Origin of the sequence: Seonamhaeicola sp. MEBiC01930 (assembly GCF_045277075.1) — a bacterium.
GTDB lineage: Bacteria > Bacteroidota > Bacteroidia > Flavobacteriales > Flavobacteriaceae > Seonamhaeicola.
Genome location: NZ_CP104270.1, coordinates 1,102,323 through 1,127,618, shown reverse-complemented (window position 1 = coordinate 1,127,618; position 25,296 = coordinate 1,102,323). Strand labels below are relative to the sequence as shown.

Sequence of the window (25,296 nt, the reverse complement as noted above, 5' to 3'; positions counted from 1 at the left end):
AAGCAAAATATTAAAAAAAGTTACTTATTGAAATCTTTATCTGATTCGTCTTCCTCAGGAATTATATTAATTGGTGGTTTTTTTAGAACCTCCTTATTAGCTATACTGCGCTCTAGAGACAATAGTAAAGAAGGTAACAGTAGTAAATTAGATAACATTGCGAACAATAAGGTTGCAGAAACTAAAGCTCCTAATGCCACTGTTCCCCCAAAGCTAGAAATAGTAAAAACAGAAAAACCAAAGAATAATACTATGGATGTATAGAACATGCTTACTCCAGTTTCTCTCAGAGCCCCGTAAACCGATATTTTTATTTTCCATTGGTTAGCTTGTAATTCTTGTCTGTATTTGGCTAAAAAATGAATAGTGTCATCAACCGAAATACCAAAGGCAATACTAAAAACTAAAATTGTGGAGGGTTTTATGGGAACTCCTAAATATCCCATTAAACCAGCAGTAACTAGTAGGGGTAACAAGTTTGGTATTAATGATACAACAATCATTCTGCCCGACCTAAACATATAGGCCATAAACAAAGCAATTAAAAATATGGCTAATGATAATGAGATGACTAAGTTTTTAACTAAATATTTTGTTCCCTTTTGAAATAATAATGCCTTTCCCGTCATAATTACATCATAACGTTTCTCAGGAAATACTTTATCTATTTTTGTTTGCAGATTTTCTTCAATGCGTTCCATTTTATCCGTGCCAATATCTTTCATAAAGGTGGTTATTCGCGCATATTGCCCAGTACTGTCTACAAAGTTATTAAGTAAATCTACATTTGAAGATGAATTTTTAGCGTATGATAGAATAAAGCTATTTTCTTGTGAAGTAGGTAGTTGATAAAACTTTGTATTGCCATTGTAATAGGCTTGTTTTGAATATTTAACTAGGCTAACAACTGAAATGGGTTTTGATAATTCAGGTGTTTCAATTATTAAATCTTCAAGTTGGTCCATTCGCTTAAGAGTAGATAATTTCATAACTCCCTTTTTACGTTTGGTGTCAATCATAATTTCTAATGGCATAATACCATTAAATTCATCTTCAAAAAACCTAATATCGTTAACAAAATCTGATTCCTGAGGCATATCCTCAATTAAACTGCCTGATATTTTTATTTGATAAATACCAATAATGCTTACTACAAGTAAAACTATAGAAGTGATGTAAATAGCAATCCTTTTTTGCCTTACCATAAGTTCCATCCAATTCACAAAACCACCTATCCAACGTTTGTTAAGGTGCTCTAAATGGCGATCCTTAGGATATGGCATGAAGCTATATATAATAGGAATAATTAATAAGCATAGAATAAAAATTGCTAATATGCTTAATGATGCAACAACACCAAACTCTTTTAAAAGTTTACTCTCAGTTAAAATAAATGTAGCAAATCCAGAAGCGGTAGTAACATTGGTCATGAGAGTAGCATTACCAATTTTTGTTATAACACGTTGTAAAGATTTTACTTTATTTCCGTGTAATTTCACTTCATTTTGATATTTATTAATTAAGAAAATGCAATTAGGAATACCAATGACAATAATTAATGGTGGGATTAACGCGGTTAAAACGGTAATTTCATAATTGAGCAAACCAATAATACCTAGGGTCCACATAACTCCTATACAAACTACAACTAGCGAAATAAATGTTGCTCTAAACGATCTGAAAAAGAAAAAGAAAATAATTGATGTAACTAGTAAAGCAGCAATTACAAACAAATTAATTTCATCAATAATGTTTTGAGAATTTAATGTTCTTATATAGGGCATTCCTGAAACCCGAACGTCTAAATTGTTTTCTTGCTCAAAAATTTCTAATTTTTTCGTTAAAACATCTATAACAAAATCTTTTCTAGCAGAAGTATTTACAATATCTTTTTTTAGATATATAGCAGTTCTAACTGTTTTAGTTTCTTTATTAAATAAGAAGTTATCATAAAATGGATATTTATGAAACAATTCATTTTGAAGGTTTTCAATTTGCTTAATAGATGTAATAGAATCTTTTATAAAAGGCTCTAAATCAAATTTTTCACTTTTAGTATTCTTTACTAACTTTTGAAGGTCTTTTATCGAAACAACGGTTTCAACCGCATCATTTTTTTTAAAATCTTCTGAAAGCCTATTCCAAGCATTAAGTTTATTAACGGAAAAAAGGCTACTATCTTTAACTCCAAGAACAATTAGGTTGCCTTCTTCACCAAAGGTTTTTAAAAAGTTGTTATAGGTTATATTTACTGAGTGATCATCGGGTAAAAGATTAGCTTCGGTATAGGTAAAGCGCATGTTATCCCATTGTCTACTAAAAAAATAAGTAGCAATAATAATACCTACAAGAATGAAAATTTTATTGCGTAAAATCAGTCTTGCCGTAACATCCCAAAAGTCTTTGCTAAATAGTTTAAACATCCCTTTTTATGAAAGCAGCGCAAAGGTAGAAAAAACAAGTGTATTACATCACAAAGTCACGTTAAATGTGAACTTTAGCGCAATATTATCTGTGAATTCAGCTAAATGATAAGCTCCGTATCTATAAGTGAAACTCAACCCAAAACCAAAAAGCAATTTATTAAGCTCAAAACCAGATTCTGTATAACCTTTTTGTAATGTTGCAAATGTAACATTTTGATGTTTTTCGGGTTGTTTCATGTCTCCCAAAGCATATCTGGTTATTAAAACTAGTTGTGGTTTAAAACGCGTTGAAAAATTAAAAGGTTTTACAAAATGTTTTAGTTGTACAGTGGTAAATTTATCAGAAAAAAATTCATTAAAGTACATGGTTTCAAAACTGTTTAAGCCCGCAACGGAAAAACGTTGCATTACCGTCTCTTTTGATATGTTATTGGGGTAGGCGTGATACATATGTGTTAATGGTGTATCGCCATTAGTTATTCCTGATACCAAAGTAATTTCAGAATAATTATCTTCATCAAATATAAATTTTTGAATTGTTCTGAAATCTATTTTAGAAAAATTGAAGTTACCCTTAAAAGCATTCTTAATACTTTTTGAGTATTGTAAAGTAAATTTCGGGTAACCTTCTTTTGTTTCTTTTAACCCTTTTTCGGAAGTTTTAAATTTGCTAAAAGGACTCCATTGAAAAGCAATTTTAGCCATGCTAACACGAAAATTGCTTATTGCTGTATTATTTGAATTAAAACTATAGGCGTATGTTGGACTTATTTTACTAACTGAAAATTCAGCTTTTGAAGATACGTTATGAAAAAGCTGATGCTCTACTGTTGTTGATTTTGTAATGTGTTTATGAAATAAATCAATATTCAAAAGTCTAGGTTCAAAGAACTGAAAAAATCTACCGTCCGTAATAAATTTGGTGCTTCCAGTTTCTTGTAAATCATTGGTGTATGATATATTTACCCATGTGTTTGTTTTTTTTGCAATCCTGTAACTTCCGCCTATACTATATTTATACTTACCATCTCTAAACCCATAAACAGTGTAAGCATTTATTCTAAATTTTTCAGAAAATGTATTATTTGTTATACCGCCTAACCCGGTTCTAATACCTTCATATTGGTTGTATTTTATTAAATAACGCAAGTCAAAATTGAAATACTTTGTAGGAAGAAATCCGTTTCCTAAATGCTTAATAAAAGCACTTTTTTTGATAGAATCTTGAGCAGATGTCTTTATGTTTTCTAACGAAGATTGACTGTATGATATTTTAAAACAAAAAATAAAAGCGATTAACAGGAATTGTTTTAACATTTATGGAACAGAAGTAAGAGTTAATAAAAAAAGCGACAATTGAAGTCGCTTTTTTTATGATTTATACGGTCATGATTTCAGTTTCCTTCTTACTGAAAATCTCGTCTGACCTTTTAACGTAAGAATCTGTCATTTCTTGTATGTCAATTTCAGCATTTCCTTTAAGATCTTCAGATGCATCATCTAACTTTTTAATATCATTCATAGCATCTCTTCTAGCATTTCTAATGCCTATTTTTGCATCTTCTGCTTCGCCTTTTGCTTGTTTGGAGAGGTCTCGTCTGCGTTCTTCTGTTAAAGGAGGTACATTAATTATAATACTTTCGCCATTATTCATAGGATTAAAACCTAAATTAGCAATCATTATACCTCGTTCTATTTCTTGTAGCATGCTTTTTTCCCAAGGCTGAACTGTAATGGTTCTTCCGTCTGGTGTATTAACATTTGCTACTTGATTTAAAGGTGTTTGCGAACCATAATAATCTACCATTACACTACCAAGCATTGCAGGACTTGCTTTTCCTGCCCTAATGTTTGATAGTTGTTTCTCTAAATGAGAAATAGCATTATCCATGGCTTCTTTAGTGGTATCTAAAATAAATTGTATGTCTTCGTTCATTATGTTATAATTTTTGTTGACAGTAACTATTCAAAAATTACGCCAATTTTACACGTTAACTACGGTGCCTATTTCTTCACCAGAAACTACTTTAAGTAAATTACCTTTTTTGTTCATGTCAAAAACAATAATTGGCAATTCATTTTCCTGACTTAAAGTAAAGGCTGTTGTATCCATGACTTTTAAACCTTTACTTAATACATCATCAAAGGTAATTGTATTAAATTTAACAGCTTTTTTGTCTTTTTCTGGGTCAGCAGTGTAAATACCGTCTACTCTTGTGCCTTTTAAAATGACATCGGCTTCTATTTCAATAGCTCTTAAAACAGCTGCGGAATCTGTAGTAAAATAAGGGTTTCCTGTGCCACCACCAAAAATAACTACACGACCTTTTTCTAAGTGTCTCATAGCTTTTCTTCTAATAAAAGGTTCAGCAACCTCATTAATTTTAATTGCTGTTTGTAATCTAGTGGGTATATCTGCGTCTTCTAAAGCTCCTTGTAGCGCTAGCCCGTTAATAACGGTTGCAAGCATTCCCATGTGATCTCCTTGTACTCTATCCATACCCTTACTAGCACCAGAAACTCCTCTAAATATATTTCCACCACCAATTACTATGGCAACTTCAACACCTTTATTCGTTATGTCTTTAATGTCTTTTGCGTATTCTGCTAAACGTTCTGGGTCTATTCCGTATTGGCGATTTCCCATTAAGGCTTCGCCTGAAAGTTTAAGGAGTATTCTTTTGTATTTCATAATGTTTTTTGAGGTTGTGCAAATATACAAATTGATTTAACACAGTTATATTGAAATATATTTTAGTTGTTAATTATTGAAACAAAAAAAGCGAAACCATATTTGATTTCGCTTTTTAAATATTTATGTAGGTAATATTTATCCTAAAGTAACACGTTTAAAACTTGTAATTTCTACTTCGCCATAAGAAGACACATATTTTTCAACCGTTACTTTTTCATCTTTGATAAAGTTTTGGTTTAATAAACATTGTTCTTGGTCTAAAGTAGTATTGTCTGAAATAAAACGTTGCATTTTACCAGGTAAAATTCTATCCCAAATTTGTTCTGGTTTACCTTCTGCCTTTAACTCAGCTTTAGCTTCTTCTTCAGCTTGAGCTATAGCTTCTGGAGTTAATTGTAATTGAGAGATGAATTTTGGCACGTTTTTAAGAGTTTTTCCTAAACGCTCTAATTCAATATTGTCTTTTTCAATTACAGCAATTCTAGCTTCAGTTTCAGAGGCAACATAAGCTGGGTCAAAATCTTTATATGATAAAGTTGTAGCTCCCATAGATGCAATTTGCATTGCAACATCTTTAGCTAAAGTTTCAACATTATCAACTGCGTTAGATAACCCTACAACAGCAGCAATTTTATTAATATGAACGTACGTACCAACATAAGGAGCTTCTACTTTTTCAAAAGCTTTTATGTCTAATTTTTCACCAATAACACCAGTTTGCTCAACTAATTTTTCAGCAACTGTTATTCCACCAAAATCAGCAGCTAAAAACTCTTCCTTAGAAGCAGTATTTAATGCAATTTCTCCTAATTGGCTAGCTAATGCTAAAAAGTTTTCGTTTTTACCAACAAAGTCAGTTTCACAACCTAGTACAATAGCAACTCCAGCAGTATTATCTGCATTTACTTTTGCAACAGCAGCACCTTCACTAGACTCACGGTCTGCTCTTTTAGCTGCAACTTTTTGTCCTTTTTTACGTAAAACTTCAATAGCTTTATCAAAATCTCCTTCAGCTTCAACTAAAGCTTTTTTGCAGTCCATCATTCCTGCACCAGTAGCCTTTCTAAGTTTATTTACTTCTGCGGCTGTAATTTTTACTGTAGATTCCATATCTATTTTAATATTAAAAAAAAGTCGTTCAATAAATTTTCTGCTAAGAAAAGAACTAAACGACTTATTTGTGTTGTGTTAATGTTATTTATTCTTCTTCTTCAGCAACTACTTCTTTTGCTGGAGCCTCTTTAGCCTTTGGAGCTTCTTTTTCAGCTGCAGCAGCTTCTTTTTCAGCTTTACGTTCTGCTAAACCACCAGCAACAGCGTCTGTTACATATGATAAAATTTTATCTATTGATTTAGAAGCATCATCATTTGCAGGTATAACATAATCAACTTGACGTGGGTCAGAGTTGGTATCTACCATTGCAAAAATTGGAATGTTTAATTTTTGAGCTTCTTTAATAGCAATATGCTCACGCTTAATATCAACAACAAATAATGCTCCTGGTAAACGTGTCATGTCACTAATAGAACCTAAGTTTTTCTCTAACTTAGCTCTTAAACGGTCTACTTGTAAACGCTCCTTTTTAGATAAGGTGTTAAAAGTTCCGTCTTTTTTCATTCTATCAATAGAAGCCATTTTTTTAACAGCTTTTCTAATAGTAACAAAGTTAGTTAACATACCTCCTGGCCATCTTTCAGTGATGTAAGGCATGTTTATTGAACCCGCTTTTTCAGCAACAATATCTTTTGCTTGTTTTTTGGTTGCTACGAATAAAATTTTTCTTCCAGAGGCTGCAATTTTGGCTAAAGCTTCACCAGCTTCATCAATTTTGGCCGCCGTTTTGTAAAGGTTAATAATATGGATACCGTTACGCTCCATATATACGTAAGGAGCCATGTTTGGGTCCCACTTACGTGTAAGGTGTCCGAAGTGTACACCTGCTTCAAGTAATTCTTTTACTTCTACTGCCATTTTGTAATAGTTTACGTTCTGTTGAATTAGCAATAATTAAGTGGTCATTTATTAAATCGCCTTAATTATTTAGATGCTAAACTAAATCCTGTTTTTACACTAGGACAACAATAACTGTTTTAAATTTTGTTTTTTAAATTTCAACAAGATTGAGATAACGCCGTAACAAAATCTCAATCGTGTTGAGGATACATTAACGTTTAGAGAACTGGAATTTCTTACGCGCTTTCTTCTGACCGAATTTTTTACGCTCAACCATTCTTGGATCTCTTGTTAATAAGCCTTCTGGTTTTAAGATTGCTCTATTTTCAGCATCTAACTCGCATAAAGCACGAGAAATTGCTAAACGAACAGCTTCTGCTTGACCAGTGATGCCACCTCCATATACATTTACTGTAATATCAAAGTTGCCATCATTGTTAGTCAAAGCTAAAGGTTGGTTTACTTTATACTGTAAAGTTGCAGTAGTAAAGTAATCCGCTAAGTCTTTTTTGTTGATTGATATGTTACCTTTTCCTTTGGCAACATAAACACGAGCAACAGCCGTCTTTCTACGGCCGATTTTGTGAATTACATCCATTATTTGAATTCGTTTAAGTTAATTGTTTTAGGCTTTTGAGCTTCATGACTGTGCTCTGATCCTACAACAACTGTAAGGTTACGGAATAAAACTGATCCTAATTTGTTTTTAGGAAGCATTCCTTTTACTGATTTTTCTACTAATCTAGCTGGGTCTTTCCCAAACAATTCAGTAGCAGTTAAACTTCTTTGACCACCTGGGTAACCTGTGTGACGGATATAAGATTTATCTGTCCATTTGTTTCCAGTAAGGTTGATTTTTTCTGCATTAATAACAATTACGTTATCTCCGCAATCAACATGTGGTGTGAAGTTTGGCTTGTGCTTACCTCTTAAAAGTTTTGCAACTTTAGAAGCTAAACGACCAAGCGTCTGACCTTCAGCGTCAACTAAAACCCACTGCTTATTTACAGTAGCTTTGTTAGCTGAAATAGTTTTGTAGCTTAATGTGTCCAAACTAATTTTTTTTATTTATTAAACATTCCTCTCTTAAAAAGAGTTTGCAAATTTACGATTAAATATTTGATTACCAAATAGTGTAGATGCTTATTTTTGAACTTAATTATTTCAGTTTTTTGTTTGATTATCAGGGCTTAAAAGTGGTTTAGAAAACATAGTCTTTCTATTTTTTGTAAATAGCCGATTTTATTTTAACTATTTTTGCACTTCTATGGAGGAGTTAAGGTTGTCAAATTGGTTACCTACCACAAACAAGGAGGTTAAAATTCGCGGTTGGGAAGCACTAGATGTTATTTTGTTTAGTGGTGATGCTTATGTAGATCATCCATCTTTTGGTCCAGCTGTTATAGGGCGTATACTTGAAAGTTACGGATTACGAGTTGCTATAGTTCCGCAGCCGAACGTAAATGATAACCTTCAAGATTTTGTTAAACTAGGAGCTCCGAAACTGTTTTTTGGTGTTACTGGTGGGTGTATGGATCCCATGATTAGTAATTATAATGCTAATAAGAAGCGAAGAGATAAGGATGCTTATACACCAAATGGTGATATTGGTTTTAGGCCAGATTACGCAACTACTGTTTACTCAAAAATTTTAAAGGAAAAATGGCCAGACGTACCCATTTTAATTGGAGGTATTGAAGCGTCTTTAAGACGTGTTACCCATTATGATTATTGGAGCGATACATTAATGCCTACCATTTTAGAAAGTTCCAAAGCTGATATGTTGGTTTATGGTATGGGAGAACAACCGCTAAGAGAGGTGGTCCGGTTATTACAAAAAGGTGTGCCTTTTAGTAGTATCAATACTATTAAGCAAACGGCGGTTCTTGTAGATAAAGATGCCAGAATTCCTAAAAACAGTAATTGGGAAGATGTTGAAATAGTTTCACATGAAAAGTGTTTAAAGGATAAAAAGGCATATGCTTCTAACTTTAAAATAATAGAGCAAGAAAGTAATAAATTAGCAGCCCGTAGAATTTTTCAAAAAGTAGGCGATAAGACTTTGATGATAAACCCGCCTTATCCTACAATGACTGAAGATGAAATTGATGCCTCATTTGAATTGCCTTATACCAGATTACCGCATCCAAAATACAGTAAGCGTGGACCCATTCCAGCCTATGAAATGATTAAGTTCTCCATAAACATTCATCGTGGATGTTTTGGAGGTTGTAGCTTTTGTACAATTTCGGCACATCAGGGTAAGTTTATTGCTTCACGAAGCCAAGAATCAGTACTGAAAGAAGTTGATAAAGTAGCCAATATGCCTGATTTCAAAGGCTACCTATCAGATATTGGAGGCCCAAGTGCGAATATGTACAAAATGAAAGGGAAGATTCAGTCTATTTGTGATAAGTGTGTAGCTCCAAGCTGTATTTCTCCTGTAATTTGTAGCAATTTAGATACCTCTCATAAGCCATTAACTCAATTATATCAAGCGGTTGATAGTCACCCTAAAGTTAAGAAGTCTTTTATTGGTTCTGGGATACGTCATGATATGCTAGTGCCGGAGTTTAATAAAAATGCCGACCCAAAAGAATTAGATGATTATACAGAAGAAGTCATGACTAAACATGTGTCTGGGAGGTTAAAAGTGGCACCCGAACATACTAGTGATCCTGTTTTGAAACTGATGCGTAAACCGTCTTTTAGTTACTTTCATAAATTTAAAGAACGTTTTGATAAAATAAACATTAAAAATAAATTGAAGCTTCAGCTTATACCTTATTTTATATCTAATCATCCTGCTTGCGAGGCAGAGGATATGGCGAACCTTGCTGCTGAGACAAAAGATATGGGGTTTCAGTTAGAACAAGTTCAAGGCTTTACACCAACGCCAATGACGGTGGCAACTGTTATTTATTATAGTGGTTACCATCCCTATACACTCCAAAAGGTAAGAACTCCAAAAACACGAAAAGAAAAAGATGAACAACATCGTTTTTTCTTTTGGTATAAAGATGAGAATAAAGCATGGATACGTAATACTTTAAATAAGTTAGGTCGTCAAGATTTATTGGAAGTTTTATTACCTAAAAAGGAAGAAAAATGGCGTAAAAATAAACCAGGTAAAACCAAAAACACTTTTAATGATGCTGTACCTTTTAATCAAAGAAAGAAAAAAGCTAAGTTTAGATCTAAGAAAAGGTGATTATCATAAATTAATGAAAAAGCTGGTGTGTATCTAAAAGAACATAATTTAACATTTCGTTTTAATTCTTATAATCTGTAATTAAGTAAAAAATAAAACCTGTTTAGTTTGTAATTCCCTGAATATAATCCCATTGTTGTTTCAAGCCTAGTTTCAATAGAAAGATTATCATACCTTACACCAAAACCTAGAAGCCCCCCATGTTCTATTTTTTTGTTGTTGGACCTATTTGATTCATAAAAGGTAATCTCTGAATATAGTTTTTCTTCTGTAGAACTATAATTATTCTCTGCTATTACAAAACCGGTTGAAATGCCTGCATTAATATATGGAACTAAATTTTTACTAGGAAAATTAAATCGTAAAAGATTATTTAGTTTAAGATAGGAAAGATTGATTCTAGAATTCTTTATTGTATAAACATTTTCATTTTCATAGTTTTCATGATAGCCTGTTGTTTCAAATGATGAGTATAAGATTTCATTGTTTATAGACCATTTTCCTTGGTCTTTGGGAAAAATAACATCTAAAAATAATCCTAATGAGATGTCCGTAGATGAATTGTAATTAGTTGAGAGATGTGGATAAATCAATAAATCAGATTTGCCATATTCAAAGTTTAGAGAGGTTAAAGAGAAACCAGCAATAATTCCCTTTTCTATTTTAATTTTCGGTTTAGTTGGTTGAAACTCTAATGGTGAATTGCTACATTCATAATATTTTTTAAAAATATTTATAAGGTTTTTCTTATTATATGAGGAGTTGTTAATTTTTGGTTTTAATGACGGACAATCTTTTAGGTATAAAATCAATTGTCCCCTAAATCTATTGTTTTCGATAATACTGTTCTCATTTAGATGTTTTTTGTGAATCAACAACATTAATTCACTATTCTGTTTTATGTAAAAATTATTAGGCCCCCATTTATCTTTATAAACATACAAGTTTTTCTTTCCTTTATAAAGAACTTGCAAAAAGACCTTTTTATTCTTTAATTTTAGATTTGGGTCTTGGCTTTTATCTGAACTAATTTCAATGTCTACGTTGGCACTGAGGTAGATTTTATTCTTAATACCAAATTCTTTTATTGAATTTGGCGATTGTGGTCTAGAAGAATTTTCTCTTTGGTTTTTAAATTTAATTTCCTGAGGGTTATTACTCCAATTTTTATAATCAATAAATCCATGAATTGTATCATCTTGCTTGTTTATAATATATCCCTCTATAAAATTTTCTTGGGCTGAATAGTTTTGAAATAGAAATAAAAGTGATATTGTAATAATACTATTAGCAGTTTTTTTCATTTTTTGATATTTTTTTGAAAGATATGTTAACAAGAAAAACCTAACAAGCTTTGTTTTTAAAATGGGTATTATCTTATAGGGTTAGGGTAATATCTTACAGTTATAGTTTTTACTTTAAAATATGTTTATCTATTTATAATCAGTGACATAAGTCAACTATTAGCCCTCAGCTCAATACTTAAATTAAACATTTATAGATGTATAAAAAGTATCATACCTCATTAATAAAGATTTTTATTCTATATCAATTTGTTTTTTTTAGTAATTGTGTGGAACCCGTAGAGCCAGAGTTTGATTTGATAACAGGTTTAGTTACTGTTGAGGCGATAATTTCTAATGAAGAAGAGAGCTCTTTTGTTAAAATACAAGAGTCTGAATTAGGTTTAGTTTTTGGTTTGTACAAAAACTATCCTATAAATGGTGCCGATATAACATTTGTAAATACAAATACATCTGAAATTGTTAACTTATTAGAAAATGATGAAGCCAATATCTATTTACCGCCAAGTGATTTTGTTGCTGAAGTGGGCGATTCTTGGGAGTTAGATATAAAACTGGCAGATGGGAGGCATTATAAATCTTTTCCAGAAAAAATAAAAGAGCCAGTAGTTATTGAAGGAATTGATGCTGAATATAAACAAGAGTTAGAATATTCTGTAGAAAGCAAAAGATTTATTTCAGGGCATGAAATTAACGTGAGTTTTAATGACCCCGTTGAAGAAGAGAATTATTATTATTGGAGTTATAAATCCTTTGAAACTAAAACAATTTGTCAGGAGTGCGTGGATAGCTTTTATAGAGGTGGTTATTGTAATGATTTTGGTGTATATCCAACTCCAAACCAAAGAGATCCTTTTACAATAACATATGAGTGTGAAGTAGATTGTTGGCGAATAAGATACAATCAAAATGTTGAAATATTAGAAGACGAATTTATTAATGGTTCAACAGTAGCTCAAATGCCAATAGCAAATGTGTTACTACATAATAAAAGAGATATTTTGGTTGAGGTAAAACAGTTTTCATTATCAAAACCGGCTTATAATTATTATAAAGTACTTAAAGATATTGTTGAAAATAATAGTGGTTTTAATGCTCCTCCACCAGCAGCATTAGTGGGTAACATGTATAATGTCAATAATAGTGAAGAATATGTATTAGGAAGATTTACTGCCGCAGCAACATCAAAAGCTACCATTTTTTTGGAACGAGAAGCTTTGCAAGGAACTGTTGCTGATCCTGTAGATCTGTTTTTTCCTGAAAGTGATTCTAATCCAACCCCTCCAGGGGCTCCGCCAGTTCTCTATGCTCCTTGTGTTGAGGGGTTTTATTCCACATCAATTAAACCAGAAGGTTGGCAAAATTAATACTTGTATTTATGAAATTAGTTCAATTATTTATGGTCTTATTATTTGTATGTACAGGTTTGGGTTATGGACAAAGTGAAGAGTATGAGTTGTCTATTACTGTTGTCAATGACCAAACAGGCAATCCAATGGAAAATGTAAATATTTTTATTGAACCTTGCTCATGCGGAGGAGTCACAAATGCTCAAGGTTTATTTTCTACTAATTTACCTCAAAATAAATATCAAATAGTTGTTACCTATATTGGTTTTAAGGATAAATTACTAAGTATTCTATTAGATAAAAATATTTCTCAACAATTAAGACTAAGAAGTAATAATGAAGAATTATCAGAGGTAGTTGTAAACGCAAAAAAAGTTAATGATAATTTAGAATCTCCTCAAATGGGAGTGGTACAATTAAAAGCAGAAGATTTAGTTAAGATTCCAGCGGCTGCTGGCGAATTTGATGTGCTTAGGGGAGTAACTTTACTTGCTGGCGTAAATAATTCTGGGGAAATAAGTAACGGATTATCTGTAAGAGGAAGCTCATTAGACCAGAACTTAATATTATATGATTATGCACCAGTGTTTAATCCAACACACTTATTTGGTTTGTTTTCAGTTTTCACGCCAGATGTACTATCATCAGTTGATTTATATAGAGCCAACATTCCATCAAGATATGGAGGAAGAACTGCATCTGTTTTAGATATAAAAGTTAAAAACCCATACGTGAGCAAATTTAAACTTAGTGGAGGTTTAGGTTTGGTTTCAAGTAGGTTAGCTGTAGAAACGCCTTTAATAAAAGATAAGCTTATGCTAATTGCTGGAGGTAGAGCAGGACTTACAGATTTTTTATTACCCATTTTTTCTGACCAACTTGAAAATACAAAAGCACGTTTTTATGATGGAACATTAAAGTTGTTATATCTACCAACAGAAAAAGATCAAATATCATTTACGGGGTTTTACAGTAAAGATTTTTATCAATTAGATTTAATTTCTAGTGTTGAAAATATTATTGCAGAAAATAATCAATATGATTTTAAAACTATAAACGGAACATTAAATTGGTTACATACATTTAATAATAGAACTAACCTTAGAACAGTATTAGTTGGGAGTAATTACAACCCCAAAAATATTTTTCCTGAGTTAGAAAGTACAAATGAAATAGAATTTGATTCTAAAATTTCATACTTAAGCCTTATTTCAGAATTCTCTAAAAAAGTTTCTAGTACAATAGATTACTATGCTGGAATACAAGCAAATCAATATAAAATATATCCTGGAAAGTTAAATGTTGGAACATCAAATACGGTTTTGCCAGTTTTACTTCCAACAGAAACTAGTTATGAGTTTTCAGGGTTTGGGAATTTTAATTGGAAACCATCTTCTAGCATTGTTTTATCAGCTGGATTAAGATATAATAATTTCTTATTTCAAGGTCCTTATACCTTTAATAGGTATGATGAAACAGGAGATATAATAGATTCAAGATTTTATAACAATGGAGAAAAAGTTACGTCTTATAATAATTTAGAACCCAGATTAGGTGTTAATTTAAAATTAAACAAAACAACTTCGGTCAAGGCTAGTTATTCAAGTGTAAACCAATATTTACAAAATATTTATAATAGTACAACACCAATACCAACATCAAGATGGAAAGCATCAGACCCTCATGTTAAACCCCAAACAAGTAACGCTTATAGTTTTGGCGTTTATAAGAACTTTGATGATGATAAAATAGAAATGAGTGTTGAAGGTTATTATAGAGATACTAAGAATAATTTGACTTATAAACCAGGAGCTGATTTTTTTCTTGAAAAAAACATAGAGCAATTTGTTGTGCAGGGAGAAGGGAAGGCATATGGTGTTGAATTGAGTTTAAAAAAAGCTAAAGGTAAAATTAACGGTTGGCTTAATTATACATGGTCAAAAAGTTTGTTACGTACTGAAAATAAAAAATTAGCAGATAGGATAAATAATAATAAATGGTATGATTCAGATTTTGATAGACCTCATGTTATTAATGCAACTCTTAATATAGAAACTGATAAATATAATACCTTACGTTTTAATTTTACAGGGCAGTCTGGGAGGCCTTATACTATTGCAAATGGTAATTTTAATATTGAAGATATAACTGTACCTATATTTTTAGAGCGAAATAACTCCCGCTTACCAACCTATCATCGTTTAGATTTTTCTTGGAATGTAAACGTAAGTAAAAACAAAAATAAACGTTTATTAAGCGACTGGACTTTTACCATATATAATATATATGGACGAAAAAATCCTTTTAGTAAGTATTATACTCAACGTAATGGAGAATTTAATGAGGTTTTTTCTAATAACCCCTTAGGCTCCTATGAATTGTTAGTAACAAATAGCCCAATATTTTCGTTAACGTATAATTTTAAGTTTCAGTAGTTAATATGGGTTTTATAAAAAAATATTCTTTTTTACTGTGGGTAATATTATTTATTTCATGTGTAGAACCAGTTGAGCCAGAGTTTGATTTGATAACTGGAATAATTACTGTTGAGGGTGTAATCTCTAATGAAGAGGGGAGTTCTTTTGTGAAAATACAAGAGTCTGAATTGGGTCTGGTTTTTGGATTGTACAAAAACATGGCTATAAACGGTGCTAATATTTCATTTGTGAATACAAATACTTCAGAAGTTGTTAGGCTTACAGAAAATTTTTCACCAAGCATTAATTTGTCTCAAGAAGAAAATGAGGCAGGTATTTATTTGCCTCCAAAAGGTTTTGTAGCATCAGTTGGTGATACTTGGGAATTAGATATTAAATTGCCAGACGGAAGGCATTACAAATCGTTTCCGGAGACCATAAAAGAACCTGTGGCTATTGAAGAAATTGATGCTGAATTTATACAAGAATTAGAATATTCAACAGAATGGGAGCAATTTTTTTCAGGACACACCATTAATGTAAGTTTTAATGACCCAGCGGATGAAAAGAATTATTATTATTGGAATTTTAAATCTTTCGAACCCAAGGTCATTTGTTTAATTTGCAGAAATAGTTATTTCAGGGAAGGGTATTGTAATGACTTTGACGGATATTTTCCAAGGCCGAATGGACCTGATCCGTTTTTTATTTCATATCTATGTGAAACCGACTGTTGGCGAATACGATACAATCAAAAAATAGAAATATTAGATGATGAATTTATTAATGGTTCTAGAGTCTCTCAAATACCGGTAGCAAGTGTATTGCTACACAGTAAAAAAGATATTTTAATTAAGTTAAGACAATTTTCATTATCAAAGCCAGCTTATGATTATTATAATGTGTTAAAGGATATTATTGATAATAATAGTGGTTTTAATGCGCCACCACCAGCAGCATTAGTAGGTAACATGTTTAATGTTAAAAATAATGATGAATACGTTTTAGGAAGGTTTACAGCAGCAGCAACATCTAAAGCAACAATTTTTTTAAAAAGAGAAGCTTTACAAGGGTTTATTGTTGAATTTCCAATGGAATCTGATCCAGAAAATGAGAGTCAAGGTGACCCTCCAGGTTTGCCGCCAGTTTATTATTACCCTTGTGAAGAGACTTTTTATTCTACGGCCATTAAACCAGAAGGATGGCCTGATTAGGTTTAAGAATTTCGACTAATGCGCCTCCAACCAATTATCACCAACATCCAAATCAACGTCTAAAGGCACCTCTAATTTATAGGCATTTTCCATTTCGGTTTTCACTAAAGCTTTTATAGTTTCCAGCTCAGGTTTGTAAACGTCAAAAACTAATTCATCATGAACCTGAAGTAACATTTTAGTTTTAAAACCACCTTCAGTTAGCTTATCATGAATGTTTATCATGGCAATTTTAATAATATCTGCAGCACTACCTTGAATAGGAGCGTTAACCGCATTACGTTCGGCAGCTCCGCGTACCACCGCGTTACGAGAGTTAATGTCTTTTAAATAACGGCGTCTGCCGGAAACAGTTTGTACATAACCATGATCTCTAGCAAAATCAACTTGCTCACTAATATAATTTCTTAATTTAGGATAGGTGGCGTAATAGGTGTCTATGAGTTCTTTTGATTCTGAACGTGAAAGGTTAGTCTGGTTACTTAACCCAAAAGCAGAAACCCCATAGATAATTCCGAAATTCACAGTTTTTGCATTACTACGTTGTTCTCTAGTGACTTCATCAATAGGAACGCCAAAAACTTTTGAAGCTGTTGAAGCATGAATGTCTTCTCCGTTTTTAAAGGCTTCAATCATAGTTTCTTCATTGCTTAAAGCTGCTATAACACGTAATTCTATTTGTGAGTAATCCGCAGCCAGAAGTGCGTAGTCTTTATTTCGGGGCACAAATGCTTTACGTACTTGTCTTCCTCTTTCAGTTCTAATAGGTATATTTTGAAGATTAGGATTATTGCTGCTTAAACGTCCTGTTGCGGCCACAGTTTGCATATAATCTGTATGTACACGTCCCGTATTATCTTCTACCTGGGTAGGTAAAGCATCTACATAGGTGCTTTTTAATTTTGAAAGCCCTCTGAAGGCCAAAATATTTTGAATGATTTCATGGTCTTTAGCCAGATAACTCAGAACATCTTCTGATGTGGAGTATTGTCCGGTTTTGGTCTTTTTTGGTTTGTCAACCAATTTCATTTTTTCAAACAAAATAACCCCCAGTTGCTTTGGTGAAGCAATATTGAATTCTTCCTCAGCCGCTGCATATATTTTTTGTTCTAATTCTTTAATATCACTATTTAAGACTTCTGATAGAGAGTGTAAAAAATCTTTGTCTAAATTGATTCCTTCTAATTCCATATCCGCCAAAACACGAAGTAAGGGCAGTTCTATATCATTAAATAGTTTTTTTGTGTTTGCTTCTCCCAATTCGTTTTGAAAATGTTCTTTTAGTTGTAACGTAATATCGGCATCTTCAACAGCATATTCGGTTTGCTTTTCTAATGCAACCTCTCTCATAGAAAGTTGATTCTTTCCTTTTTTACCAATAAGGGTTTCAATAGAAATAGGAGTGTAATTCAAATAAGTCTCGGCTAATACATCCATGTTATGGCGCATATCTGGGTTGATAAGGTAATGTGCTAACATGGTATCAAATAATTTTCCTTTTACCTCAACATTGTATTTTGCTAAAACCTTGATATCGTATTTCAAATTCTGGCCTATTTTTTCAATAGACTCGGATTCAAAAAACGAACGTAACTCTTCTATCAATTCCTGAGCCTCATTTTTATTTTCTGGAAATGGTATGTAGAAGCCTTTACCTACCTCCCAAGAAAATGCAATACCAACCAATTCTGCAGTAATTGGATTCAAACCTGAAGTTTCAGTATCAAAGCACACACTAGACTGTTGCAATAGTTTTTTAATAAATAACTTTCTAGCAACAGGTGTATTAATATATTGGTAAAAATGAGAAGTGGTTTCAGAAGTTTTTCTGGTATATTCAGAAGTTGTTTCGGTTACATCACCATCGTTGCCAAACAATGAAAATTGTCCTGCGCCTGCAGCTGTTTTTGGTTTAGGAGATGCTGACTTTGTTTCGCTTAAGGTTGTAGTTGCTTTAGTTTCTGTACTTTCACCATTCTCAGCAAAAGTTTTAAGGAAATTATCAGTCAGTCGTCTAAATTCTAAATCTTGAAAAATGGTTTTAACTTTTTCAATGTCTGGATGATCTAATTCAAAATTTTTTGCATCAAATGTAACGGGTACATCTAGCATAATAGTGGCTAATTTTTTAGAAAGCAATCCTAATTCTGCATTGGCTTCAACCTTCTCTTTCATCTTGCCCTTAAGTTCGTGCGTATTAGCCAATAAATTTTCCATACTACCGTAAGCTGCTAAAAACTTTTTGGCTGTTTTTTCTCCAACACCTGGAAAACCAGGAATATTATCACTAGAATCTCCCATCATGCCTAAAAAGTCAATTACTTGAAGCGGATCTTCTACTTCAAATTTTTTCTGAACTTCTGGAATGCCCCAAGTTTCATAACCACCGCCAAACACTGGGCGATACATAAATATATTCTCTGAAACTAATTGAGCAAAATCTTTATCAGGAGTTACCATGTATGTTTTATAACCTTCTTTTTCAGCCTGTTTAGAAAGGGTTCCTATTACATCATCAGCTTCATAGCCTTCTTTTACCATGATTGGAATATGCATTGCTTTTAAAATCTCATAGATGTAGGGGACCGCCACCTTTATAGCTTCTGGAGTTTCATCCCTGTTAGCTTTGTATTCGGTGTACATTTCAACTCGATCTGCACTCCCTCCTTTATCAAAACAAACGGCTAAATGGTCTGGCCTTTCTCGTTTTATAACATCTAATAAGGAGTTCATAAACCCTAAAATGGCAGATGTATCTGTGCCTTTAGAGTTAATTCTAGGGTTTTTAATAAATGCATAATAGCCACGAAAAATGAGTGCGTAAGCGTCAACTAAAAAAAGACGTTTTTGTTCAGACATTGTATTTGTTTTGATAGGAAACCAAATCTACAAAAAGTTAAGCGGAAACAGAGCTTTAACCTATTCACATTTTTTTTATTGAAACATTAATTCTTAACTATAAGTTAAATAAAATGCGCTATCTAACCATTGATTTAGATTAGCTTTATCTTTGAAGAAAAAAGAATGTCTCGCTTAATTATATTTATTGTGATTTTTCTGATTTTAGATCTGTACACACTACAATCATTCAGAACCATTTTTAAAAGTAGCATTACCACCTATTTGTATATTTTCTTTTCACTATTAATTTTGGGTAATTTTTTCTATCAGATTTTTACGTTTGATAGGTCAAACGGCATTCCAATAAGGTTTTCATTAGCCCTTATTTTAGTGGTTTTGTTCTATGTGCCTAAAATTATTGTTGCGGTTACTTTATTAGGTGAAGATTTGGTTAGAGTTTTTTCCTTTGCAATGGAGAAGGTTACAGGAGGATCGGATAATAAGGTTGTTTTTAATAGTAGAAGAAAATTTATTTCTCAATTAGCTTTGGGACTAGCTGCAATTCCATTTGCTTCCGTTTTATATGGTGTTATTAAAGGGAAGTACAATTACAAAGTGTTAAAGTATACTTTGCATTTTGAAGATTTGCCTAGTGCTTTTGATGGCTATAAATTAACTCAGATTAGCGACATTCATTCGGGAAGTTTTGATAATATAGAAAAGGTTGATTATGCCGTTAATTTAATAAACGAACAACAAAGTGATGTGATTTTATTTACTGGAGATATTGTAAATAATAAAGCAGAAGAATTGGTGCCATACAAAGATATTTTTGGGAAACTAAAAGCCAAAGATGGCCTGTTTTCTGTTTTAGGGAATCATGATTATGGTGATTATATCCATTGGGAATCAAAAGAAGCGAAACATCAAAATTTAGAAGATTTAAAAGTACTACAAAAAGAAATTGGATTTGATTTACTTTTGAATGAACATAGATTTATTGAAAAGGATGGCCAACGTTTAGCTTTGGTTGGTGTAGAAAATTGGGGTGCAGGTGGATTTAAGAAAGCTGGCGATTTGAAGCAAGCCTCTAATGGGGTTAAAAAAGATGATTTTAAAATTCTATTAAGTCATGATCCTTCTCATTGGGAAAAAGAAGTCATAGAAGACACTTATCATTACCACCTAACTCTAAGTGGGCATACACACGGTATGCAATTTGGCATAGAAATCCCAGGTTGGTTTAAATGGAGTCCAGTTAAATGGCGCTATAAATATTGGGCAGGTATTTATGAAGAATTAGGACAGTACATAAACGTTAATCGTGGGTTTGGTTATTTGGCTTTTCCTGGGCGTGTTGGCATATGGCCAGAAATAACTGTAATTGAACTTAAAAAAGGAGATAAAATTGTTTAATAAATGATATGTTTAAATTGTGATATTTCGCTCTTTTTTAATAAATTAGATTAATTGATAATCCTCATTTTCTTGTTGATTATTAGACAATTAACTCAATATAAAAAAAATGTGTAGGTTTGTAATACAGCATTGTGTTAATAAATACTAAATAAGTATGTCAAAATTTGGGGAACTTATAGATGTAGAAATTCCGGTTTTATTAGAGTTTTATACCGACTGGAATGAGCAATCAACTGAGATGCATTTGGTTTTAAGAGATGTAGCTGCTGCTTTAGGAGATAAAGCTAAGGTGATCAAAATTGATGTAGATAAAAATGAAGAGTTAGCAGAGGCTTTAAGAGTAAAATCACTTCCTACCCTGATAATTTATAAGGATGGTGAAATGAAATGGCGACAAAGTGGTGAATTAGATGCCAATGCTCTAATAAATGTCATTCAAGAGTATATCTAAGCAATAGCTTTAAAAGCATATTCTTTTTTACTAAAATATTCTAGAACTTTTGGTAATACATACTGCATGTTTTTTGAAGCTTTTATACTATCATGAAATACAATAATACTTCCTTTTTGAGTTTTTGAAATCACATTTTTTAAACAAGTTTCATTACTTACATTCTTGTCCCAGTCAAAAGACAATACATCCCACATGATTATTTTGTAACCATTAGCTATTAATTTTTTTCCTTGTTTTGGAGTAATGTGGCCGTAAGGTGGACGAAACAGGTTTACTATTGGCGGGTTATTAGTTTCAAGTTTTGAATTTGGAATATTGTATTTGAAATTAGAAAACTCAGAATTACATTCTTCTATATTTTTCAGGTAGTCCTTACTTCTGGTATTCCAACCATTAATATGATTTTGTGTGTGATTACCAATATGATGTCCAGCTTTTAAAATAGCTTGAAAAACATCCGGATATTTTTTAACATTGTCCCCTATACAAAAAAAGGTAGCCTTAGCATTAAATGCTCTTAAAGTATTTAAAACCCATGTGGTGATTTCAGGAGTTGGTCCGTCATCAAAAGTTAGGTAGATACTTTTTTCATTAGTAGGGATATCCCAAACATAGTTTGGAAACATTTTTTTTGCTAATAATGGTGTTTTTATAGGTGTTAATGTCATGCACTAGTTAGTAGAATCTTTACTTTCTTCTAATATTAAACTGTCATTTTGAGGGATATCTTTATCTGTATGTTCTTCCTCTTCATCATCTCCATAAAAATGTTTGAACAATCTTAAGTGATTATTAAATATATCACCTTCGGCATTTGCAAATTCAGAATCATAAGTTATTAAAACATCAATAAGTGCCTTATAGCGTTCAATGTCCACATAAATATCTTCAAATAAACTTTCCTGATTACGTGGTTCTAAACTGCTGTAATACTTCAGGTTTTCTTGGTATTTCCCTGAAAGATCTTTGAAGAGTTTTTGCGCCTTTTCCTTGTTGCCAACTTCATAATAGGCACTAACGTAAGGTTCTAATAGCGTGTAATAGCCAAAGTAGTCTACTGGCATGTTTTCCATAGCAATGTCTGCAATTTCTTCAGCCTTATCTAATTTTTCCTCATTAATTAATTGCTCAATTAACCGTGCTAAATTACCTCTATAGGTAATGGAGTTTTTTCTAGTTTCCGTGTCATGATAAATACTAGTGCTCCCGCTATTTCCCCAATCCCAACTCTTAACTTTGTCGTACATGAGATCTGTATCAATACGGCCCATGTCAAATGGGTTCGCTCGGTCTGTTTCCGTTCTGATAGGAACTAACTTATAGCACATACCATCCAATTGAAGGTAGTTTTTCATCCATATATAATCATCATCACCAAAACTACCACCAGTAAAATAAATTGGCCTTTTCCAATCGTTATTCGCCACAATATCCAACATGAGCAGTCGGTTTTTGTAAATAGCCCCACCTTTTACTTGAATATCAATATGAGGTACTATTTTATCGGCATCCTTTTGTTTTACTATGCCATATTTAAGAGCATTTTCTTTATTTACTGGTAGCCTTAAAAATTCCGTAGGCAGATATCTATTATTCAATTCTTGTGAAGGATAGGCATTAATATCGGTATCAGTAAATTGTTGCAAGTAGAATTTAAATCTTGTTTTAGGGTTATCACTTGTAATAAAGTTCAAAGCCTCCTTTATTTCAATGGTGTCTCTTGCAATTGGTGCCATTCTCACATAATCATTTGTGCCATGTTTGTAATGTTCATGAGTTAACTGAGAAGGTATTGGGTCACTTTCATACGCTTTGCGTTTCATCTGATCAATGTACCAATCGGTTTGAAATAAACTAGTGTTTACTATTCTAACATCTGTTCTGTATCCTTCAATTTCTTGAGCATACCAAAGCGCAAACGTATCATTATCACCAATAGTAAAAAGGATGGCGTTTTCAGCACAAGAATCTAAATATTTCTTTGCCATAGCTTGGGCAGTATATTTTCCTGAACGATCATGATCATCCCAATTATTGGCAGCTAAAATACCTGGTACCAGAATTAAGCAGATTATAGATATAATTGGTGCTGCTAATTTTTTCGGCAAATAGCTTTTTAGAGTATCGTAAATAGCATAAACACCAAAGCCAATCCAAAGCGCAAATACGTAAAAAGAACCAACTACTGAATAATCACGTTCTCTGGGTTCAAAAGGTCTTACATTGGTATAAACTTGAATGGCTATTCCCGTAAATAAAAAGAATACTAGCATTACCCAGAAGAGCTTTTTGTCTTTATTAAATAAAAAGAAAAAGCCAATAAGTCCTAAAATTAGTGGCAATAAGTAATAAGTGTTTCTGGCCTTATTGTTTTCAACATCACCTGGTAAATTGTCTTGAGAGTAGCTTAAATGCCATTCATCTAATGGTTTTATACCGCTTATCCAGTTTCCATGGTTGTCATATCTCCCTTGAATATCATCTTGTCTTCCAGAAAAATTCCACATAAAATAACGCCAATACATGTAGCCTAATTGGTATTCAAATAAATAGGCTAGATTACTTCCTAATGAAGGTTTTTCAATATCTAGATAAGATGATCCATATTGTCTTAAGAAATTATGGTAGTCTTCATAGTCAACATTGCCTTGCATAACATCTTGTCTAAAATTGTTAACCAAAGCGCGTAATTCATTCTCCATTTGATATTCAGGCTTCAACTTAAAATTTAAAAATCCAGTGAACATCATATAATTTTCAGCGTGCTCTCCACTCCACATACGTGGTAAAATGGAGGCTTGTTCTGAGTTGTAGTTTTGTCTGGCATTTTTCCAGTCATTAACAATTATATACTCGCCCTTAGTTTTGTCTTTCTCGTATTTTGGTTTATCATCTTTATAAGGGTTGTTCTCGTCTAAAGAAGCGTATTGGTCTGTAAACATTGGGCCATAGAACAAATGCGTTTCAGGGTATTGCTCTAAGTTGTAATAGGCAAGTAATTCCCTAGCACTAGAAGGGTTATTTTCATTAACAATAACATTGGCATTAGCTCGAATTGGGAGCATTAACCAAGTAGAGAACCCTATAATTATAAAAGTTAAACACAAAATAGCCGTGTTTAAGTGATTGTATTGTTTTTTACGAGTGTATTTTAATCCGTAAAAAATAACAGTGAATAATAAAATACCAGCAATGATAGAACCAGAATTAAATGGAAGTCCTATAGAATTGATAAAAAATATTTCTGAAACACTAAATATTTTAAGAATATTTGGTGCTAATAGCTTAAAAATGAACAATAAAATAGCAACAGATACCACATTTGCTATAATAAAGTTTTTAACAGTGATGGTTTTATAATTCTTAAAATAGTAGATAAGCCCAATGGCTGGAATGGTTAAAAGTCCCATAAAATGAACTCCAAAAGATAAACCAATAACAAAAGCTATCAAGATTAACCAACGATTTCCACGGGGTTTGTCCATATCTTGTTCCCAACGCAGTCCTAACCAGAATAGAATAGCCATAATTAGGGTAGCCATAGCATACACCTCAGTTTCAACAGCATTAAACCAAAAGGAATCAGTAAATGTAAATGCTAAACTACCAACTAAACCGCTTCCAAGAATGGCTATGGCCTTAGATTGATTGTCTTCAGGTTTACCTATTAGTTTTTTTAATAATAAGGTAATGGTCCAAAACATGAATAGAATAGTAAAAGCACTGGCAATAGCACTCATCATATTCATCATAAAACCAACTTGAGAAGGTTCTAAAGCAAACATTGAGAAAAAAGCTCCCAGCATCTGAAATAAAGGTGCTCCTGGTGGGTGACCAACCTGTAATTTAGCTGATGTTAATATGTATTCACCTGCATCCCAAAAACTTACCGTAGGTTCAACCGTTAAGCCGTATGTTATAAGTGCAATTAAAAAAGAGAACCATCCTAATAAGGTATTCCATTTTTTAAAGTTTAAATTGGTCATAAAATTCAGTGTTTATTTGCTTTGGC

Annotated in this window: 18 protein-coding genes; 6 read left to right on the top strand and 12 right to left on the bottom strand. The window is 32.3% G+C overall.

Going from position 1 to position 25,296, the window contains the following annotated elements:
• Positions 1 to 20 precede the first annotated feature (20 nt).
• The 8 genes from N1F78_RS04885 to rplM form a co-directional block, all read right to left on the bottom strand.
• Entirely contained in the window at positions 21 to 2,423 is a 2,403-nt protein-coding gene (locus N1F78_RS04885; RefSeq protein ID WP_406685064.1) for an RND family transporter, read from the bottom strand.
• Positions 2,424 to 2,471: 48 nt separating this feature from the next.
• On the bottom strand, positions 2,472 to 3,743 hold the full coding sequence (locus N1F78_RS04880; RefSeq protein ID WP_406685063.1) for a hypothetical protein: 1,272 nt from the start codon (positions 3,741 to 3,743) through the stop codon (positions 2,472 to 2,474).
• 61 nt (positions 3,744 to 3,804) lie between these two features.
• Positions 3,805 to 4,362, bottom strand: a complete 558-nt coding sequence (gene frr, locus N1F78_RS04875; protein ID WP_406685062.1) for a ribosome recycling factor — start codon at positions 4,360 to 4,362, stop codon at positions 3,805 to 3,807.
• 48 nt (positions 4,363 to 4,410) lie between these two features.
• The gene (gene pyrH / locus N1F78_RS04870; protein ID WP_406685061.1) at positions 4,411 to 5,118 is read right to left on the bottom strand and encodes a UMP kinase; all 708 of its coding nucleotides are present in this window, start codon (positions 5,116 to 5,118) and stop codon (positions 4,411 to 4,413) included.
• 138 nt (positions 5,119 to 5,256) lie between these two features.
• Positions 5,257 to 6,231, bottom strand: a complete 975-nt coding sequence (gene tsf, locus N1F78_RS04865; RefSeq protein WP_406685060.1) for a translation elongation factor Ts — start codon at positions 6,229 to 6,231, stop codon at positions 5,257 to 5,259.
• 88 nt (positions 6,232 to 6,319) lie between these two features.
• On the bottom strand, positions 6,320 to 7,093 hold the full coding sequence (gene rpsB / locus N1F78_RS04860) for a 30S ribosomal protein S2 (RefSeq protein WP_406685059.1): 774 nt from the start codon (positions 7,091 to 7,093) through the stop codon (positions 6,320 to 6,322).
• 193 nt (positions 7,094 to 7,286) lie between these two features.
• Positions 7,287 to 7,673 (bottom strand): 30S ribosomal protein S9, encoded by a 387-nt coding sequence (rpsI, locus tag N1F78_RS04855; protein WP_147768976.1) that lies wholly within the window; start codon positions 7,671 to 7,673, stop codon positions 7,287 to 7,289.
• Positions 7,673 to 8,128 carry a 50S ribosomal protein L13 gene (gene rplM, locus N1F78_RS04850; protein ID WP_406685058.1) on the bottom strand — a complete coding sequence of 152 codons (456 nt, stop codon included), beginning with the start codon at positions 8,126 to 8,128 and terminating at the stop codon, positions 7,673 to 7,675. Before rplM ends, rpsI begins: the two co-directional genes overlap by 1 nt.
• 214 nt (positions 8,129 to 8,342) lie before the next feature.
• Between rplM and N1F78_RS04845 the strand changes: the two genes are divergently transcribed.
• On the top strand, positions 8,343 to 10,286 hold the full coding sequence (locus N1F78_RS04845; RefSeq protein ID WP_406685057.1) for a YgiQ family radical SAM protein: 1,944 nt from the start codon (positions 8,343 to 8,345) through the stop codon (positions 10,284 to 10,286).
• A 68-nt stretch (positions 10,287 to 10,354) separates the two neighbouring features.
• On the opposite strand, the gene N1F78_RS04840 is transcribed toward N1F78_RS04845, so the two are convergent.
• On the bottom strand, positions 10,355 to 11,590 hold the full coding sequence (locus tag N1F78_RS04840; RefSeq protein ID WP_406685056.1) for a hypothetical protein: 1,236 nt from the start codon (positions 11,588 to 11,590) through the stop codon (positions 10,355 to 10,357).
• Between the two features lie 197 nt (positions 11,591 to 11,787).
• Between N1F78_RS04840 and N1F78_RS04835 the strand changes: the two genes are divergently transcribed.
• From N1F78_RS04835 to N1F78_RS04825, 3 genes are read left to right on the top strand one after another with little or no spacing between them, the layout of a single operon-like run.
• On the top strand, positions 11,788 to 12,957 hold the full coding sequence (locus N1F78_RS04835; RefSeq protein ID WP_406685055.1) for a DUF4249 domain-containing protein: 1,170 nt from the start codon (positions 11,788 to 11,790) through the stop codon (positions 12,955 to 12,957).
• An 11-nt stretch (positions 12,958 to 12,968) separates the two neighbouring features.
• Positions 12,969 to 15,374, top strand: coding sequence for a TonB-dependent receptor (locus tag N1F78_RS04830; protein WP_406685054.1), 2,406 nt, complete (start codon positions 12,969 to 12,971; stop codon positions 15,372 to 15,374).
• A gap of 5 nt (positions 15,375 to 15,379) precedes the next feature.
• A complete protein-coding gene (locus N1F78_RS04825) occupies positions 15,380 to 16,570 on the top strand; it encodes a DUF4249 domain-containing protein (protein WP_406685053.1) in 1,191 nt (396 codons plus the stop codon).
• A gap of 15 nt (positions 16,571 to 16,585) precedes the next feature.
• Here N1F78_RS04825 and polA read toward each other — a convergent pair whose 3' ends face one another.
• Positions 16,586 to 19,429 carry a DNA polymerase I gene (gene polA, locus N1F78_RS04820; protein ID WP_406685052.1) on the bottom strand — a complete coding sequence of 948 codons (2,844 nt, stop codon included), beginning with the start codon at positions 19,427 to 19,429 and terminating at the stop codon, positions 16,586 to 16,588.
• A gap of 165 nt (positions 19,430 to 19,594) precedes the next feature.
• Between polA and N1F78_RS04815 the strand changes: the two genes are divergently transcribed.
• A complete protein-coding gene (locus N1F78_RS04815) occupies positions 19,595 to 20,827 on the top strand; it encodes a metallophosphoesterase (protein WP_406685051.1) in 1,233 nt (410 codons plus the stop codon).
• 157 nt (positions 20,828 to 20,984) lie between these two features.
• Positions 20,985 to 21,281: a thioredoxin family protein gene (locus N1F78_RS04810; protein ID WP_406685050.1), complete on the top strand. Its 297-nt coding sequence runs from the start codon at positions 20,985 to 20,987 to the stop codon at positions 21,279 to 21,281.
• On the opposite strand, the gene N1F78_RS04805 is transcribed toward N1F78_RS04810, so the two are convergent.
• Both N1F78_RS04805 and N1F78_RS04800 read right to left on the bottom strand, forming a co-directional pair.
• Positions 21,278 to 21,952 (bottom strand): polysaccharide deacetylase family protein, encoded by a 675-nt coding sequence (locus N1F78_RS04805; protein WP_406685049.1) that lies wholly within the window; start codon positions 21,950 to 21,952, stop codon positions 21,278 to 21,280. The two genes, N1F78_RS04810 and N1F78_RS04805, sit on opposite strands and share 4 nt — an antisense overlap.
• A gap of 3 nt (positions 21,953 to 21,955) precedes the next feature.
• Positions 21,956 to 25,270, bottom strand: a complete 3,315-nt coding sequence (locus N1F78_RS04800; RefSeq protein ID WP_406685048.1) for a DUF2723 domain-containing protein — start codon at positions 25,268 to 25,270, stop codon at positions 21,956 to 21,958.
• Between the last annotated feature and the right edge of the window lie 26 nt (positions 25,271 to 25,296).